The following is a 13,895-nucleotide window of genomic DNA, read 5'->3' on the forward strand; positions in this document are numbered from 1 at the left end:
AGACGCCAATAACTTGAGACATTTACTCCGGTATTGTAGAATCCTGCGGTTTTGTAGAAACCCGCGGAAACTTCGCAGCTACCGCAAGGAGGGGCCGGCATCCGCCTTGACGGCGCCGGCTGAACCTGAAACGAAAACTCCACTTTAAACAGCCTGGAAGGTTTCGCCAATGCCGCGGCTTTTCCGCTTTCCCCTGGCCCTTTTCGCCGCTTGCCTCTGGATCGCGGCGGGCGCCCTTGCCGCCGATGGCACCGCCTATCCCATCGTCATCGAGCATGCCTTCGGCACGACGGTCATCCCGAAGAAGCCCGTGCGCGTGGCGACTGTCGCCTGGGCGAACCACGAGGTTCCGCTGGCGCTCGGCGTGGTGCCGGTCGGCTTTGCCGCCGCCAATTTCGGCGACGACGACGGGGACGGGCTGCTGCCGTGGGTCGCGGAAAAGCTGAAGGAGCTGGGCAGGGAAAAGCCGGTCCTCTTCGACGAGGGCGACGGCATCGATTTCGAGGCGGTCGCCGCCACGAAGCCGGACGTCATCCTCGCCGCCTATTCCGGCCTCAGCCGGTCGGACTACGAGACGCTGAGCCAGATCGCCCCCGTCGTCGCCTATCCGCAATCGCCCTGGTCGACCGACTGGCGCGAGACGATCCGCCTCGACAGCGCAGGGCTCGGCATGGCCGCCGAGGGCGAGGCGCTGATTTCCCGCATCGAGAAAGAGATCGCCGATACGGTCGCGGGCTATCCGATCCTCAAGGGCAAGTCGGCGATCTTCGTCACCCATCTCGACGTGACGAACCTCAGCACCGTCAACTTCTACACGGCCAACGATACCCGCGTGAAATTCTTCGCCGACCTCGGCCTCACCTCGCCGAAAAGCGTGCTGGAGGCGACGAAGCCGGGCCAGTTCGCCGCCAGCGTCAGCGCCGAGAAGGTCGATGCCTTCGACGACGTCGACATCGTCGTCGCCTATGGCGGCACGCCGCTGCTCGATGCAGTGAAGGCCGACCTCCTTCTCTCGCACATGCCCGCCGTCGGCAAGGATGCCCTCGTCATGCTGGGCCGCGACCCGACAGGCACCGCCGCCAACCCGACGCCGCTTTCCATCTCGTGGGTGCTGAAGGACTATGTCGCGCTGCTTGCCGAAGCCGCCGGGAAGGCGAAATGACGGCCACCGCCACGGCATCGAACCTGCGCGGCCTCTGGCTGCTGCTGGCGGCGGCGGCGCTCGTCGTGGTGGCCGCGCTGTCGGTGGCCATCGGCACGCGGGATGTCGGCCTCAACGATATCGTTTCAGCCCTTTCCGGCCGGGTCGGGACGATCGGCGAGGCCGCCATCGCCATGCGCATCCCGCGCACCCTCCTGGCGCTGCTGGCCGGCGCCGCCCTCGGCCTTTCCGGGGCGATCATGCAGGGTGTGACGCGCAACCCGCTCGCCGATCCCGGCATTCTCGGCGTCAACATGGGCGCCTCGCTCGCCGTCGTGATCGGCATCGCCTGGTTCGACATGGCCTCGGCCTATGCCTATATCTTCACGGCCATCCTCGGCGCCGGAGCGGCGGCAGTCTTCGTCTATGCCATCGGCTCGATGGGACGCGGCGGAGCGACGCCGCTGAAGCTCGCCCTTGCGGGGGCGGCCACCTCCATCGCCTTCTCCTCGCTGGTCATCGCCGTCGTGCTGCCCCGCGCCGACATTGCCGGGGGCATCCGTGCCTGGCAGATCGGCGGGGTCGGCGGGGCGACCTTCGAGCGGATCGGCCCGGTGCTGCCGTTCCTCGCCGCCGGCTTCGTCCTCGCGCTTTTCTCCGCCCGCAAGCTGAACGCGCTGGCGCTCGGCGACGAGCTTGCCGCCGGCCTCGGCGAGAACGTCGCCGTCGCCCGGGCGCTCGCCGCCTTCGCCGCAATCCTTCTATGCGGCGCGACGACGGCGGTGTGCGGGCCTATCGGCTTCCTCGGCCTCGTCGTGCCGCATCTTTGCCGGCTGCTCACCGGCAGCGATCACCGCTGGCTGCTGCCCTTTTCCGCCCTCGCCGGCGCAGGCCTGCTGGTCGTCGCCGATATCGCCGGGCGCATCCTCGCACGGCCCGCCGAGCTCGACGTCGGCATCGTGACGGCGCTCGTCGGCGCGCCGGTCTTCATCTGGATCGTCCGGCGCCAGCGGGTGCGGGACCTGTGACCATGTCCCTGTCCCTCACCGCGCGCGTTGCCGAAAACCGCCATCGACGCGCCCGCCGGCACCGCCGTCTCATCGGCCTTTTGCTTGCCCTTATCGCCGCGGCCTTCGTGCTGACCCTCCTTCTCGGCCAGTCATTCACGCCGCCGCGCGATATCCTGCGCACGCTGATGGGCGAGGACGTGCCGGGCGTCGCCTTCACGGTCGGCCAGCTCCGCCTGCCGCGCGCCGTCCTTGCCGTTCTCGCGGGCGTCAGCTTCGGCCTCGGCGGCGTCGCCTTCCAGATCATGCTGCGCAATCCGCTGGCAAGCCCGGACATCATCGGCATAAGCTGGGGGGCGAGCGCGGCGGCCGTCTTCGCCATCGTCGTGCTCGGCCTCAAGGGCTCTTCGGTCTCGATCCTCGCCGTTGCCGCCGGCCTCGGGGTGGCGCTCCTCGTCTACGGCCTTTCCTTCCGCAACGGCGTCGCGGGCACGCGGCTCATCCTTGTCGGCATCGGCGTTTCGGCCATGCTGGAAAGCGTCATCGCCTATATCCTCTCCACCGCCCCGACCTGGACCCTGCAGGAGGCGCTACGCTGGCTCACCGGTAGCGTCAACGGTGCGCAGCTTGCCGAGACGCTGCCGCTTCTGGCCGCCCTTGGCGTCTTCGGCGGGCTGCTTCTCTCGCGCGGCCGCGATCTCGAGGCGCTGAGGCTCGGCGACGACACGGCCGCCGCGCTCGGCGTATCGGTCGGTCGCACGCGCGTGCTCGTCATCGTCGCCGCCGTCGGCCTCATCGCCAGCGCCACCGCCATTTCCGGGCCCATCGCCTTCGTCGCCTTCCTCTCCGGGCCCATCGCCGCCCGGATCGTCGGCAACAACGGCTCGCTCCTTGTCCCGGCGGCCCTCGTCGGCACGGCGCTCGTGCTCGCCGGCGATTACTGCGGCCAGTTCCTGTTACCGAGCCGCTATCCCGTCGGCGTCGTCACCGGGGCGCTCGGCGCGCCCTACCTGATATTCCTGATCGTGCGGGTCAACCGATCCGGAGGTTCGCTATGAAACCCCATACCCTGATTGCGGACGGTCTTTCGGCCGGCTATGGCGAGGCGACCGTCCTCGACGGGCTCGACCTCGCCATCCCGCCCGAAAAGATCACCGTCATCGTCGGCGCCAATGCCTGCGGCAAGTCCACGCTGCTGCGCACGCTTTCGCGGCTCCTGCCGGCGCGGCGCGGCAAGGTGCTGCTCGACGGCAAGTCGATCCACCACCTGCCCTCGCGCGAGCTTGCGCGCACGCTGGGCCTGCTGCCCCAGTCGCCCATCGCGCCGGAGGGCATCGCCGTCGCCGACCTCGTCAGCCGCGGGCGGCATCCGCACCAGGGCGTATTCTCCCGCTGGCGGCGCGAGGACGACGAGGCGGTCGCAGCCGCGCTTGCCGCGACGAAGACGGAGGACCTTGCCGAGCGGCCGGTCGACGAGCTTTCCGGCGGCCAGCGCCAGCGGGTCTGGATCGCCATGGCGCTCGCCCAGGAGACGGACCTCCTGCTGCTCGACGAGCCGACGACCTTCCTCGACATCAGCCACCAGATCGAGGTCCTCGACCTTCTGACCGACCTCAACCAGACGCGCGGCACCACCGTCGTCATGGTGCTGCACGACCTCAACCTTGCCGCCCGCTACGCCGACCACCTCGTCGCCATGGCGAACGGGCGGCTGCACGTCGCAGGGCCACCGGAAGCCGTGCTGACGGAGGAGAACGTGCGGCAGGTCTTCGGCCTTCAAAGCCGCATCGTCACCGACCCCACTTCCGGCCGGCCGGCCATGCTGCCCATCGGCCGGCACCGCATGATCGCAGAAGGCCAGCCCGCCACGAACGAGGATCCCGCATGACTGCCGCCCTCACCTTCACGCTCTCCGGCATCGCGCTGCCGGCAAACGCCGCGACCATGCTCGACGAGGTCTGCGAGCATTTCGTCGAGCATGCCGAAGTGCGGCGTGACGGCGATGCCGCGGTGCTGAAGAGCGAGGCGGGAACCGCCCATATGCGCATCGATGAAGGCCGCCTCCTGATCGACCTTGCCTGCCCGAGCGAGGATGCGCTTCAGATGAGCCGCACGATGCTCGCCGAGCACCTGTTCTATTTCGCCGGGGACGATCCCTTCGAGCTCACATGGTCGAAGCCCGCCCCGCAGGCGCGGCCCGCCAATCTCCATGAGGCGACCGTCGTTTCCGCCGGGGACGTGACGGCGAACATGCGGCGGGTGATCGTCGCCTGCGCCGACGTCACGCCGTTCATCGGCGGCGACATGCATGTGCGCCTGCTCGTGCCGCCGAGGGGCCGGCTGCCGGTCTGGCCGGGCTTGCGCGACGACGGGCGCATCGCCTGGCCGGAGGGCGACGATGCGCTTGTGGTGCGGGTCTACACGATCCGCGCCGTCGACGCCGACCGCAAGGAACTGTGGATCGACTTCCTGCAGCATCCCGCCCCGGGCGTTGCGACCCCCGGCGCCGATTTCGCGCGGGATGCGCGGCCCGGCGACCGGATCGCGCTCATCGGCCCCGGCGGCGGGGACCTGCCGCAGGCGGAAAGGATCCTGCTTGCCGGAGATGAAAGCGCCCTGCCCGCCATTGCCCGCATCGCCGCCGAAGTGCCGGCGCAAACGCGCCTCACCGCGATCATCGAGGTCGCGGATGCGGCCGAGGAACAGCCGCTGCCGACGGCCGGATCGCTGGAGGTGCGCTGGCTGCACCGCAAGACCTATCCGCCCGGCGCCCGGAACGGGCTCGCGCAGGCGGCCATCGACGCCATCAAGACCGTCGACGGCGAGACCTTCGTATGGGCGGCCTGCGAGCGGGAGGACATCCGCCTCATCCGCAGCGCCCTGAAGAACCGCCACCATGACAGGAAGCGCATGTATGTCGCCTGGTACTGGGAGCGGGACAAGGCGGACCACTAAGCCGGGCCGGTGAGGCGCTTTCGTCCCGTCCTCGACCCGCCCGCTTTCCGGCCGGCATAGTGCTCCAGCAGGATGTTCAGGAACAAAAGCCCGGTGTGCCGGTTAAAGGGGCGCCGACGTCGAAGGGATATCGGAACGACCGGAAATGAAGGCAGACCGATACCCGCGACGGCGACATCCCATCGCACCCGTCCCCATCCCTTGCCGGCTTGCGGCGATCGTCCCGCGACGGCAACGGCACCGCCCGCGAGCGTTCTTGAAGTCGCAAATGCATTGCCCATATCGAATGGGCCAGATGCCCAATTGAAAGGAGGAACCCGATGCTGGCTGACATATTCTTCGCAACGCCCCTGCATGTGCACCTGTCCAACGGCCTCAGCCGCACCTTCGACAGTGTCAACGACACCCTCGACTTCCTGGAAAACGAATGGCCGCTCCGGCACGGCGAGCGCTACAAGCGCGCCTGCGAGAAATGCCATGCCGCGCTTCGCAGGCAGACGCCGGTCGCCGTCGCCCGCGAAGCCTTCGTCGCCGCATGCCTCGAAGCGGGCTTGCCCGTTCAGGCCCTGCCCCCGGCCTGGCAGCGCTCCGGCCCCTCGACGCCGCCTCGCATGAGCGCCTGAACGCAGAGGCCGCCCGGCCGGAAACCCGGGCGGCCCCGGCCGCCGGTCGCGAGGCCGCATCGATCTGCGGGATGGAACAAGCGGCGATCGGGGAAGTTGGGTCCTCCAAAGGAGAACCCTCATGAAGAAACTTTCCGCAACCCTCGCCATGTTCATGATCCCGGCCGCCGCTTTCGCCCAGTCGGCGGCGGAAACCACCGGCATCAATTCCACGCTCGGCATTCCGCCGAAGACCGGGGACTTCGTGAAGGAGGCCTCGATGAGCGACATATTCGAGATCGAATCCAGCAAGCTCGCACTTCAGAACGGCAATGCCGCGACCAAGGCCTTCGCCCGGCAGATGATCGACGACCACCAGAAGACGACGAGCGAAGGCGCTCCTCGACAGCGGCAAGGTGCAGGCCAAGGCGGCCACGGGCATGTCCGACGCGCAGAAGGCATCCTTCGACAAGCTCAAGGACCTCTCGGGCAAGGACTTCGACGAGGTCTATCAGGACGATCAGGAAGACGCACATGAAGATGCCGTCGATCTTTTCAAGCGCTATGCTTCGGAAGGCGACAATCCGGACCTCAAGGCCTGGGCCGCAAAGACGGTTCCCGCGCTCGAACATCACCTGAAAATGGCCGAAGAAATCGAAGGCAAATGACGGCATCCCAAGGAGACGGATATGATATCGCGTAAAACAGACAAACGGCCGTCAGCGGCCAAGCAGGATGCGCGCGGCCAGTTCGCGCCGTCCCAGGCGGACCGGCACGCCGACGGCGTGGTGAGCGCCAAGCCGACCGTCATCACCGGGTCGCAAGACGCGACCGCCCACCGGACCCCGCCCGGCAGGAAGCGCGGGAAGGACTGGGAAGCCGGCTTCGACGAGCGCCAGCCCGACCGATCCTGAGGAGGAACCGATCATGCAGGAAAGAACCGCAAACGCCGGGGAAGACCGCAAGGAACGCCCGGCGCCGCAAACGCCGGGAGAGGACGTTTCGGATCCGCATCCCGGAAGCGTCTCGGACGGCACGCATCCCGAGGCCTTCGAGGTCAAACGGCCCGATGGCGACCCCGGCCAAGCTAGGAGGCGTCCGTCATGACATCCTTTGCCGGATCCTGCCTTTGCGGGCGCGTGAGCTTCACCGTCCGGGGCCTGCCGAAGAGGATCGGCATCTGCCACTGTACGGATTGCCGCCAGGAAAGCGGTTCCGCCTTCACCTTCTACGGCATTTGGCCGAAAGGGCAGTTCGAAGCCGCGGGCGAGACCGCCGCCTTTTCGGGGCGCTGCTTCTGCCCGCATTGCGGCTCCCGGCTCTTCTCGCTCGATACGGACGAGGCCGAGATCAAGCTCGGCGCGCTCTCCGAAGCGCCCACACCGTTCACCCCGACCTACGAGCTTTGGATCAAGCGCCGCGAACCCTGGCTTCGGCCCATCGAGGGAGCCGAACAATACGAGGAAGACAGGCCCGCCAGCCCGACGTGACGGCCGGCTTCCCCCGGTCTATCGCGCCAGCACATTGCGCGCGCCGGCCTCGCGGAAGGCGCGTTCGGCCCTAAGGACATCCGCGTCGGCAATGTCGGCCGAGACCGTGATCTCGCCTTGAAGCGGCGCATCGGCGCGTATCCCGTCGCCGCCGGAGGGCTCCGTCCCGACCGTATTGTCGCCGCCGCTCGCCTCGACGAAGATGTTTGCACGGGCGATGCCGCATTGCTGGACGAGGTGTTCGACCGCCCGGTCGGCGGCTTCCCGCGTCGCAAAGGCTGCCCACATGGTCTTCACGCTGTCGTCCGACATGTGTCCGTTCCTTTCGTCAATGGCCGCGGCTCTCCGGTCAAGGTCAGGGGAGACCTCCATCGGTTGCCATTGCGTCAACCGATGGAGGGCGCGTCAGGTTCCGGAAAGGCTCATGAAGGCACCGCCAATGTCTGCGGCGCGGCCTGCCGGAGACGGGTCAGCAGCCAGGTGCGCTGGCGTTCGTTCCGGCTTTCGATACCTTGCAGGTCCTTCTCCAGCGCGCGGTCGCCGAGCGCGCGGGCACCTTGGATGAGCACCGCCGTGGACACAAAGCTCTCGTTGACCATCAGCCACAGCCCCTGCAGGTCGCGCATCAGGCCGAAGCCGGTCTGGGGCCGGCCGATCGCCAATGCCTTGTCGAGCGCGGCCGGTTCGCCCTCGCGCCGTGCGCCATAGGCCGCCGCATGCGGGCGCAGGGCGGCGGCGCTCTCCTCGGACCAGCCCATGAACAGCGCGCTCTGCTGGCCGATATCCGGCGTCATCGGGTGAGCCTTGCGCAACGTCTCCCAGCCGCGAACCAGGCATTCCTCACTCGCCAGCAGCAGCCCGATATAATCGGCGAGACAGGGCCGGCTCGCCGCCCCGCCGTCCAGCGCCGCGGCCTCCCGCTTCGTTTCGGCCGGCTGCGGCAGCGGCGAGAGGCCCGCCGCCTTCTCCAGCCTGACGGCCGCATATTTGAAATGCGGCTGCTTGCTCACCGGGTCCCATTCGTAGAGCGTCAGTTCGTTGGCCGCACGTTGCCGTCCGGGGTCGTCCCAGTAGCCGTAGTGGAACGGCATGAACAGCGTGCCGGGCTCGATGCCGCCGATCCGCGCCGGAGCCTCCGCCATGCCGCGCCGCGAGGTGACGCGCAGCATCTCGCCTTCGGCGATGCCGAGGCGGCTCGCATCCTCCTCGCTGACCTGGATGAAGGCATCGGGCGCGGCATCGCGAAGCGCCTTCGACCGCCCGGTCTTGGTGCGGGTGTGGAAATGGAACACGACCCGCCCGGTGGAGAGATAGAAGGGATAGTCCGCATCCGGCTCCTCCGTCGGCGGCACGTATTCGGCAGCGCGCAGGAAGGCGCGGCCGTCCGGCCGTTTCGCACGGTAGTCCTCCTCCGTGACCTCCGCCCCGGTCAGAAGGTCGTGGCCGTAGCTCTCGCAATAATCGGGATCCGTCGGGAAATGGAGGTCGGCATAGTAGCGCTCCGAGCCGTCGGGGTACCGGTCGTTGCACGGCCAGGGGATGCCCGAGCCGCCGGTCAGCTTCGCATAGGAAAGCCCCGAATAGTCGCAGGGCCGGCCGCGCGAACATTCCCGCCATGCGTCGAACGCGCCCTCGGCATCGGTCCATTTGATGAGGGGCGCGCCGTCCTTGTCGCGGAAATCCATGCGACGGGCGAAATCGAGGAAGATGTCGAGGTCGGACCGGGCCTGCCCCGGCGGCTCGACGGCCTTGCGGTTGAGATGGACGACGCGGTCGACATTGGTGGAACAGCCCGTCTTCTCGCCCCAGATGGCGGCAGGCAGGACGACGTCCGCCATCTCCGTCGTCTCGGTCATGAAGGCGTCCTGCGCGATGACGAACACGCCCTGCCGGCGAAGGTCCCCGCGCAGCCGGGCGAGGTCCGGCATGGAGACGGCCGGATTGGTGCCGACGATCCACAGCACCCGGATCGAACCGTCCCGGACATAGTCGAAGATCTGCAGGGCATGGGTCGGCGGCCCCCAGTCCGGCAGGGTGGCCGGATCGACGTTCCAGAGCCGCGCCATCTCCTCGACATGGCGCGGATTGCTGAAATTGCGGAAGGCCGACAAGTCGCCGCCCGATCCGGTCTCGCGGCTGTTCTCGGCGGTCGGCTGGCCGTTCATCTGCAGGATGCCGCAGCCGGGCCGGCCGATCCGGCCCAGCACCAGGTTGACGTTGTTGACCTGCACGGCCGCCGCCGTGCCCTGGTTGGACTGGTAGACGCCCTGCAGGCAGGTCGACAGCAGCATGGTCGAGCCGCCGATCATCGCGGCGGCCTCGCGGATCTGGTCGGCGGGGATGCGCGCGATCTCAGCGACCTTCCCGGGCGTGTAGCTTGCGACGGTGCGGGAAAGTTCGTCGTAGCCCAGCGTATGCGCCTCGATGAAGGCGCGGTCGGCATGGCCCTGTTCGATCAGTTCCCGGATCAGCCCGTTCAGCACCGCGACATTGGTGCCGAGGCGCGGCTTGATGTGGAGGTCGGCCTCGGCGGCCGTCACCGTGCGGCGGGGATCGACGACGATCATCTTCGAGGGCCGGTCGGCGCGACGGCGGTCGAGCGCCCGCGACCAGAGCACGGTGGCCGTCGCCGCCATGTCATGGCCGACGAGGAGGAAGCAATCCGTAGCCTCCACGTCCGAATAGGTGCCGGGCTGCCCGTCCGCGCCGAAGGTCTCCTTCAGCGCCGCGCCGGCGGTTGCCGTACAGAGCCGCGTGTTGCCGTCGATGTGGAGGGTGCCGATCCCGGCTGTGCGGATGACGCTCAGCGTGTAGTTCGCCTCCGCGAAGAGCTGGCCCGACGTGTAGAAGCCGATGGAGCCGGCGGTGTACTTCGCCTTCGCCGCCTTCATGCGGGCGACGATCAGGTCCATCGCCTCGTCCCAGCTTGCCGGCTCCAGCCGGCCGCCGCGGCGGACGAGGGGCTGGGTCAGCCGGTCGGCGCTGGCATTGGCGACCCAGCCGTACAGGCCCTTGGGGCCGAGCCGGCCGCGATTGACGACATCCGCCTCGCGCCCGCGCACGCCGACGATGCGCCCGCCCGGCCGGTCGTCCTTGACGGCGATGTCGATGCCGCAGCCGTTCGAGCACAGGAAGCAGGAGGCCTGCACCCAGCGGTCCGGCTCCTCCTCGACATTCTGGTCGACGCGGATCGGCCAGTGCGACCCGAGGGACGGCGTTCGCGGACCCCAGATATCGGTGATGCTGTCGCGCGTGCTGACCATCTTGACCTCCCTTTCATGGCCCGGTCATGCCCGAAGGGGCAGACCCGTTTTCTTTTTCGCCGGCAGGCGCCGCGCGCGGGAAGGCGGGCCTACAGAACGGGCCCGACGATCGCGAGCGCGTTGTTCCAGAGGCGCCGGCCGACCGGCCATCGCTCGACCTCCTGCGGCAGGATCCGCCGGCATTGCGCAAGGTAGCTTTCCTGCCGCCCGCGCATGGCGGCGGTCGCTTCGGCATCCTCGAGGAGGATGTTGTTCTCGTAGTTGAGGTCGAAGCTGCGCCGGTCCATGTTCGCCGAGCCGATCAGCGTCACCTCCCCGTCCATGGTCAACGTCTTGGCATGGAGCAGCCCGGCTCCGTATTCGTAGATCGTCACGCCGGCGCGAAGAAGGTCGGGATAGTAGCTGCGGCTTGCCGCGGCGACCGCGAAATCGTCGTTGCGCGCGGGAAAGACGATGGTGGTGTCGACGCCCCGGTTGGCGCAGGCGCAGAGCGCAGCCTGCATGGCAGCGTCCGGCACGTAGTAGGGCGTCGTGACGAACAGCGAGCGCCGCGCGGCATAGACCAGCGTCTCGAACATCTCCGGCATGGCCGAATTGCGGAACGTCGGGCCGGTCGCGACCACCTGGGCGGTAAAGCCCGGCCTTGCCGCCGGCATCGGGCGGCGCAGCAGGTCGCCGATGTCCTCGCCGCCGTTGCCCATCCAGTCGCTGGCGAAAAGATGCTGGTTCTGCCGCACGACCGGCCCCTCGAAGCGCATCAGCACATCGACCCAGGGCGCGTATTTCGCCTTGGGCAGGAACTGCGGATCGGCACAGTTCTGGCTGCCGCAATAGGTGATCCGGTTGTCGATGACGGCGATCTTGCGATGGTTGCGCAGATCGACGCGGCCGGTAAGCGCCCGCAGGAGCGGATTGCCGATCGTCAGTGCCCGGCGCACCTTCACGCCCGCCGCCGCCATGTCCTGCCAGAGCGGGCCGCGCACGAGATCGCGCGAGCCGAGGTCGTCGACGAGGGCCCGGCAGGCGACCCCGCGCCGCGCGGCCCGCTGCATCGCCTCGGCGACCTTCGTGCCGTTGCGGTCGGCAAGCCAGATGTAGAACAGGAGATGGACGTGATCGCCCGCCGCGTCCATATCGGCGACCATCGCGTCGATGGCCGCGTCGGAATTCTCCATCAGGACGGCGCTGTTGCCGCCGACCGGCTCGTAGCCGCTGATCGACCGGCCGACCGCGAAAAGCGCCTCGTGCCTGCCGGCCGTCTCCGGCGCCGCCGGCCAGCCAGGCGCGTCCTGCGGACGCGGAAGGTCGTGAAAGGCCGCCTTCAGCCGTTCCACCCGCTTGCGCCCGACATTGGTCTGCCCGACGAGAAGGTAGGCGAGCGCCCCGACATAGGGCAGCGTCAGGACGAGGACGAGCCAGGCGGCGCGCGATTCCGGCTGCCGGTGCGCCCGAAGCAGGATATGCGCGGCGGTGACCACGACGACGGCGATGTGCAGGACCACGAATGTGCCGCCGCCGCCCGTCATGCGGCCGGCCCGTAGAGAAGATCGAGCGCGGCGAGCACGATGAGGAGATAGGTCCCGTTGCCGGAGGCATCCTCGTCCTCGGAAAGGTCGAAGCGCTTCCACGTATCCCGCCGGTCGCCGGCCTCGTATTCGCGGATCACCGCCTCGGCGTTATCGCGGATCGCGGCGAACCGGGAACGGTCGAAATGCAGCCCCTCGCCGTCGACGAAGAGGCCTTCGCCCTTCAGGAAGTCCGCCATCGGCATGGAAGTCTGCGACAGATAGAACAGGAGGTCGCCTGCCTCCATCGGCTGATCCACGGATTGCGGCACGAGGCCGGCGCTATCGACCAGCAGGCCGGCTTTCGCCTGCATGTCCTGCGTCAGCCGCTTCGTCGTCACGAGGGTCATGACGCATCTCCATCCAGAAGCGTGAGGGCGGCGCCCTTGTGGGCGGCGACATGGTCGGTCCTGTCGCTCCTGATCTCGTATTGCGGCACGTCGGGCGATGCGCGGTGGGTATGGCCCTTGTAGTCGAAATCGCTGGTATGAATGGCGATGATCGTGCCCGACACCCGGCCGGCTTCCGAATTCCAGGCGACATGGTCGCCGATGGCGAAACGCTTGCTCATTGCGGTCTCCTTTCCCGATGTTCGGCATCCGCCCCGGTGATGAGGCGGGCGCTGCGCTGGCCGGTCGAGTAGATCCACAGCCAGCTCAAGGCGACGGCGAGGCGGTTGCGCAGGCCGATCAGGAAGTAGACATGGGCGATGCCCCAGGTCCACCAGGCAAGCCTCCCCTTGAGCCTGATCCAGCCGAGATCGACGATGGCGGCCCGTTTGCCGATGGTCGCGAGATTGCCGTCGTTGCGATAGGCGAAAGGCCCCGGCGCCGGCTTCCTTTCGCAACGCGCGCGGATCACGCCGGCGACATAGCGCCCCTCCTGCTTTGCCGCCGGGGCAATGCCGGGCACGGTCCTGCCCTCGCCCATCGCGACATGGGCCGTGTCGCCGATCGCGAAGATGTCCGGAAAACCGGGAACGGAGAGATCGGGTTCGACGACGATCCGCCCGGCGCGGTCGGCTGGCGCCTTCAGCCACTCGGCGGCCGGCGAGGCGGCGACGCCCGCCGCCCAGAGGATCGTCGCGGCCGGCAGGAATTCGCCGCCAAGCGCGATGCCTGCCGCTCTGCATTCGGAGACCGCCTGGCCGGTGCGTACCTCGACACCGAGGCGCGAAAGCGCCCGCTCGGCATAGGCCGAAAGGTCCTCGGTGAAGGCCGAGAGGATGCGCGGGCCGGCTTCGACCAGCACCACCTTCGCCTCGCGCGTGTCGATGTTGCGGAAATCGCGGCGCAGCGTCTCGTGGGCGAGCTCGGCGATGGTGCCGGCAAGCTCCACGCCGGTCGGCCCGGCACCGATGATGGCGAAGGTCAGGAGCCGGCGGCGCTCGTCGGCGTCCGGCTGCCATTCCGCCCGCTCGAAGGCGGAGAGGATATGGCGGCGGATCGTCGTCGCATCCTCCAGCGTCTTCAAGCCCGGCGCGTAAGGCTCCCATTCGTCATGGCCGAAATAGGCATGGCGCGCGCCGGTGGCGAGGATCAGCGTGTCGTAGGAAACCCGCCGCCCGTCCTCCAGCAGCACGGCCTTTCCCGCCGTATCCACGCCGCTTGCCGCGCCCAGCAGCGTCGTCGCGTTCTCGTGGCGCCGCAGCAGCGAGCGGATCGGCCAGGCGATCTCGGAAGGAGCGAGCGAGGCCGTCGCCGCCTGGTAGAGTAAGGGCTGGAACAGGTGATGGTTGCGCCGGTCGAGCACCGTGATGCGGAAAGGTCCCGAGGCAAGATGGCGGGCCGCCTCCAGCCCGCCGAAACCGCCGCCGACGATGACGACGTGATGATCGTCCTTTTCCGTCATGACGGCCTCCAGCCGCTGGTG

General features: G+C 68.3%; 14 protein-coding genes and 1 pseudogene. 9 read left to right on the forward strand and 6 right to left on the reverse strand.

What is annotated here, in order from left to right:
• Positions 1-169: 169 nt before the first annotated feature.
• The 9 genes and pseudogenes from ACZ5TO_RS22430 (at position 170) to ACZ5TO_RS22470 (ending at position 7,195) form a co-directional block, all read left to right on the forward strand.
• Positions 170-1,162 (forward strand): iron-siderophore ABC transporter substrate-binding protein, encoded by a 993-nt coding sequence (locus tag ACZ5TO_RS22430; protein ID WP_464801188.1) that lies wholly within the window; start codon positions 170-172, stop codon positions 1,160-1,162.
• Positions 1,159-2,169: a FecCD family ABC transporter permease gene (locus tag ACZ5TO_RS22435; protein WP_464801189.1), complete on the forward strand. Its 1,011-nt coding sequence runs from the start codon at positions 1,159-1,161 to the stop codon at positions 2,167-2,169. Before ACZ5TO_RS22430 ends, ACZ5TO_RS22435 begins: the two co-directional genes overlap by 4 nt.
• Before the next feature lie 2 nt (positions 2,170-2,171).
• Positions 2,172-3,206, forward strand: a complete 1,035-nt coding sequence (locus ACZ5TO_RS22440; RefSeq protein WP_464801190.1) for a FecCD family ABC transporter permease — start codon at positions 2,172-2,174, stop codon at positions 3,204-3,206.
• Positions 3,203-4,036, forward strand: a complete 834-nt coding sequence (locus ACZ5TO_RS22445) for an ABC transporter ATP-binding protein (RefSeq protein WP_464801191.1) — start codon at positions 3,203-3,205, stop codon at positions 4,034-4,036. The genes ACZ5TO_RS22440 and ACZ5TO_RS22445 overlap by 4 nt, the downstream gene beginning before the upstream one ends.
• Complete coding sequence (locus tag ACZ5TO_RS22450; RefSeq protein WP_464801192.1) at positions 4,033-5,103, forward strand: DUF2218 domain-containing protein; 1,071 nt, start codon at positions 4,033-4,035, stop codon at positions 5,101-5,103. Before ACZ5TO_RS22445 ends, ACZ5TO_RS22450 begins: the two co-directional genes overlap by 4 nt.
• Positions 5,104-5,423: 320 nt before the next feature.
• Positions 5,424-5,726, forward strand: a complete 303-nt coding sequence (locus ACZ5TO_RS22455; RefSeq protein WP_464801193.1) for a DUF982 domain-containing protein — start codon at positions 5,424-5,426, stop codon at positions 5,724-5,726.
• Positions 5,727-5,847: 121 nt separating this feature from the next.
• A pseudogene (locus ACZ5TO_RS22460) lies at positions 5,848-6,373 on the forward strand (DUF4142 domain-containing protein).
• A 21-nt stretch (positions 6,374-6,394) separates the two neighbouring features.
• On the forward strand, positions 6,395-6,619 hold the full coding sequence (locus ACZ5TO_RS22465; RefSeq protein ID WP_464801194.1) for a hypothetical protein: 225 nt from the start codon (positions 6,395-6,397) through the stop codon (positions 6,617-6,619).
• Positions 6,620-6,808: 189 nt separating this feature from the next.
• Positions 6,809-7,195, forward strand: a complete 387-nt coding sequence (locus ACZ5TO_RS22470; RefSeq protein WP_464801195.1) for a GFA family protein — start codon at positions 6,809-6,811, stop codon at positions 7,193-7,195.
• Positions 7,196-7,213: 18 nt separating this feature from the next.
• Here the strand turns inward: ACZ5TO_RS22470 and ACZ5TO_RS22475 are convergent, their stop codons facing one another.
• The 6 genes from ACZ5TO_RS22475 to ACZ5TO_RS22500 all read right to left on the reverse strand — a co-directional run bounded on the left by ACZ5TO_RS22475 (position 7,214) and on the right by ACZ5TO_RS22500 (position 13,874).
• A complete protein-coding gene (locus ACZ5TO_RS22475; RefSeq protein ID WP_464801196.1) occupies positions 7,214-7,507 on the reverse strand; it encodes a hypothetical protein in 294 nt (97 codons plus the stop codon).
• A gap of 110 nt (positions 7,508-7,617) precedes the next feature.
• A complete protein-coding gene (locus ACZ5TO_RS22480) occupies positions 7,618-10,458 on the reverse strand; it encodes a molybdopterin oxidoreductase family protein (protein WP_464801197.1) in 2,841 nt (946 codons plus the stop codon).
• A gap of 89 nt (positions 10,459-10,547) precedes the next feature.
• Positions 10,548-11,984, reverse strand: a complete 1,437-nt coding sequence (gene cls / locus ACZ5TO_RS22485; protein WP_464801198.1) for a cardiolipin synthase — start codon at positions 11,982-11,984, stop codon at positions 10,548-10,550.
• Positions 11,981-12,373: a hypothetical protein gene (locus ACZ5TO_RS22490; protein ID WP_464801199.1), complete on the reverse strand. Its 393-nt coding sequence runs from the start codon at positions 12,371-12,373 to the stop codon at positions 11,981-11,983. The genes cls and ACZ5TO_RS22490 overlap by 4 nt, the downstream gene beginning before the upstream one ends.
• The gene (locus ACZ5TO_RS22495) at positions 12,370-12,594 is read right to left on the reverse strand and encodes a hypervirulence associated TUDOR domain-containing protein (RefSeq protein ID WP_184143102.1); all 225 of its coding nucleotides are present in this window, start codon (positions 12,592-12,594) and stop codon (positions 12,370-12,372) included. The genes ACZ5TO_RS22490 and ACZ5TO_RS22495 overlap by 4 nt, the downstream gene beginning before the upstream one ends.
• Positions 12,591-13,874 carry an NAD(P)/FAD-dependent oxidoreductase gene (locus tag ACZ5TO_RS22500; protein WP_464801200.1) on the reverse strand — a complete coding sequence of 428 codons (1,284 nt, stop codon included), beginning with the start codon at positions 13,872-13,874 and terminating at the stop codon, positions 12,591-12,593. The genes ACZ5TO_RS22495 and ACZ5TO_RS22500 overlap by 4 nt, the downstream gene beginning before the upstream one ends.
• Positions 13,875-13,895: the final 21 nt, after the last annotated feature.

This window comes from Shinella sp. Sh6, assembly GCF_055392685.1.

Excerpts from the sequence above, each read along its gene's own strand:
- ACZ5TO_RS22430 (WP_464801188.1), top strand. The coding sequence starts at position 170 with ATGCCGCGGCTTTTCCGCTTTCCCCTGGCCCTTTTCGCCGCTTGCCTC.
- ACZ5TO_RS22435 (WP_464801189.1), top strand. The coding sequence starts at position 1,159 with ATGACGGCCACCGCCACGGCATCGAACCTGCGCGGCCTCTGGCTGCTG.
- ACZ5TO_RS22440 (WP_464801190.1), top strand. The coding sequence starts at position 2,172 with ATGTCCCTGTCCCTCACCGCGCGCGTTGCCGAAAACCGCCATCGACGC.
- ACZ5TO_RS22445 (WP_464801191.1), top strand. The coding sequence starts at position 3,203 with ATGAAACCCCATACCCTGATTGCGGACGGTCTTTCGGCCGGCTATGGC.
- ACZ5TO_RS22450 (WP_464801192.1), top strand. The coding sequence starts at position 4,033 with ATGACTGCCGCCCTCACCTTCACGCTCTCCGGCATCGCGCTGCCGGCA.
- ACZ5TO_RS22455 (WP_464801193.1), top strand. The coding sequence starts at position 5,424 with ATGCTGGCTGACATATTCTTCGCAACGCCCCTGCATGTGCACCTGTCC.
- ACZ5TO_RS22465 (WP_464801194.1), top strand. The coding sequence starts at position 6,395 with ATGATATCGCGTAAAACAGACAAACGGCCGTCAGCGGCCAAGCAGGAT.
- ACZ5TO_RS22470 (WP_464801195.1), top strand. The coding sequence starts at position 6,809 with ATGACATCCTTTGCCGGATCCTGCCTTTGCGGGCGCGTGAGCTTCACC.
- ACZ5TO_RS22475 (WP_464801196.1), bottom strand. The coding sequence starts at position 7,507 with ATGTCGGACGACAGCGTGAAGACCATGTGGGCAGCCTTTGCGACGCGG.
- ACZ5TO_RS22480 (WP_464801197.1), bottom strand. The coding sequence starts at position 10,458 with ATGGTCAGCACGCGCGACAGCATCACCGATATCTGGGGTCCGCGAACG.
- cls (WP_464801198.1), bottom strand. The coding sequence starts at position 11,984 with ATGACGGGCGGCGGCGGCACATTCGTGGTCCTGCACATCGCCGTCGTC.
- ACZ5TO_RS22490 (WP_464801199.1), bottom strand. The coding sequence starts at position 12,373 with ATGACCCTCGTGACGACGAAGCGGCTGACGCAGGACATGCAGGCGAAA.
- ACZ5TO_RS22495 (WP_184143102.1), bottom strand. The coding sequence starts at position 12,594 with ATGAGCAAGCGTTTCGCCATCGGCGACCATGTCGCCTGGAATTCGGAA.
- ACZ5TO_RS22500 (WP_464801200.1), bottom strand. The coding sequence starts at position 13,874 with ATGACGGAAAAGGACGATCATCACGTCGTCATCGTCGGCGGCGGTTTC.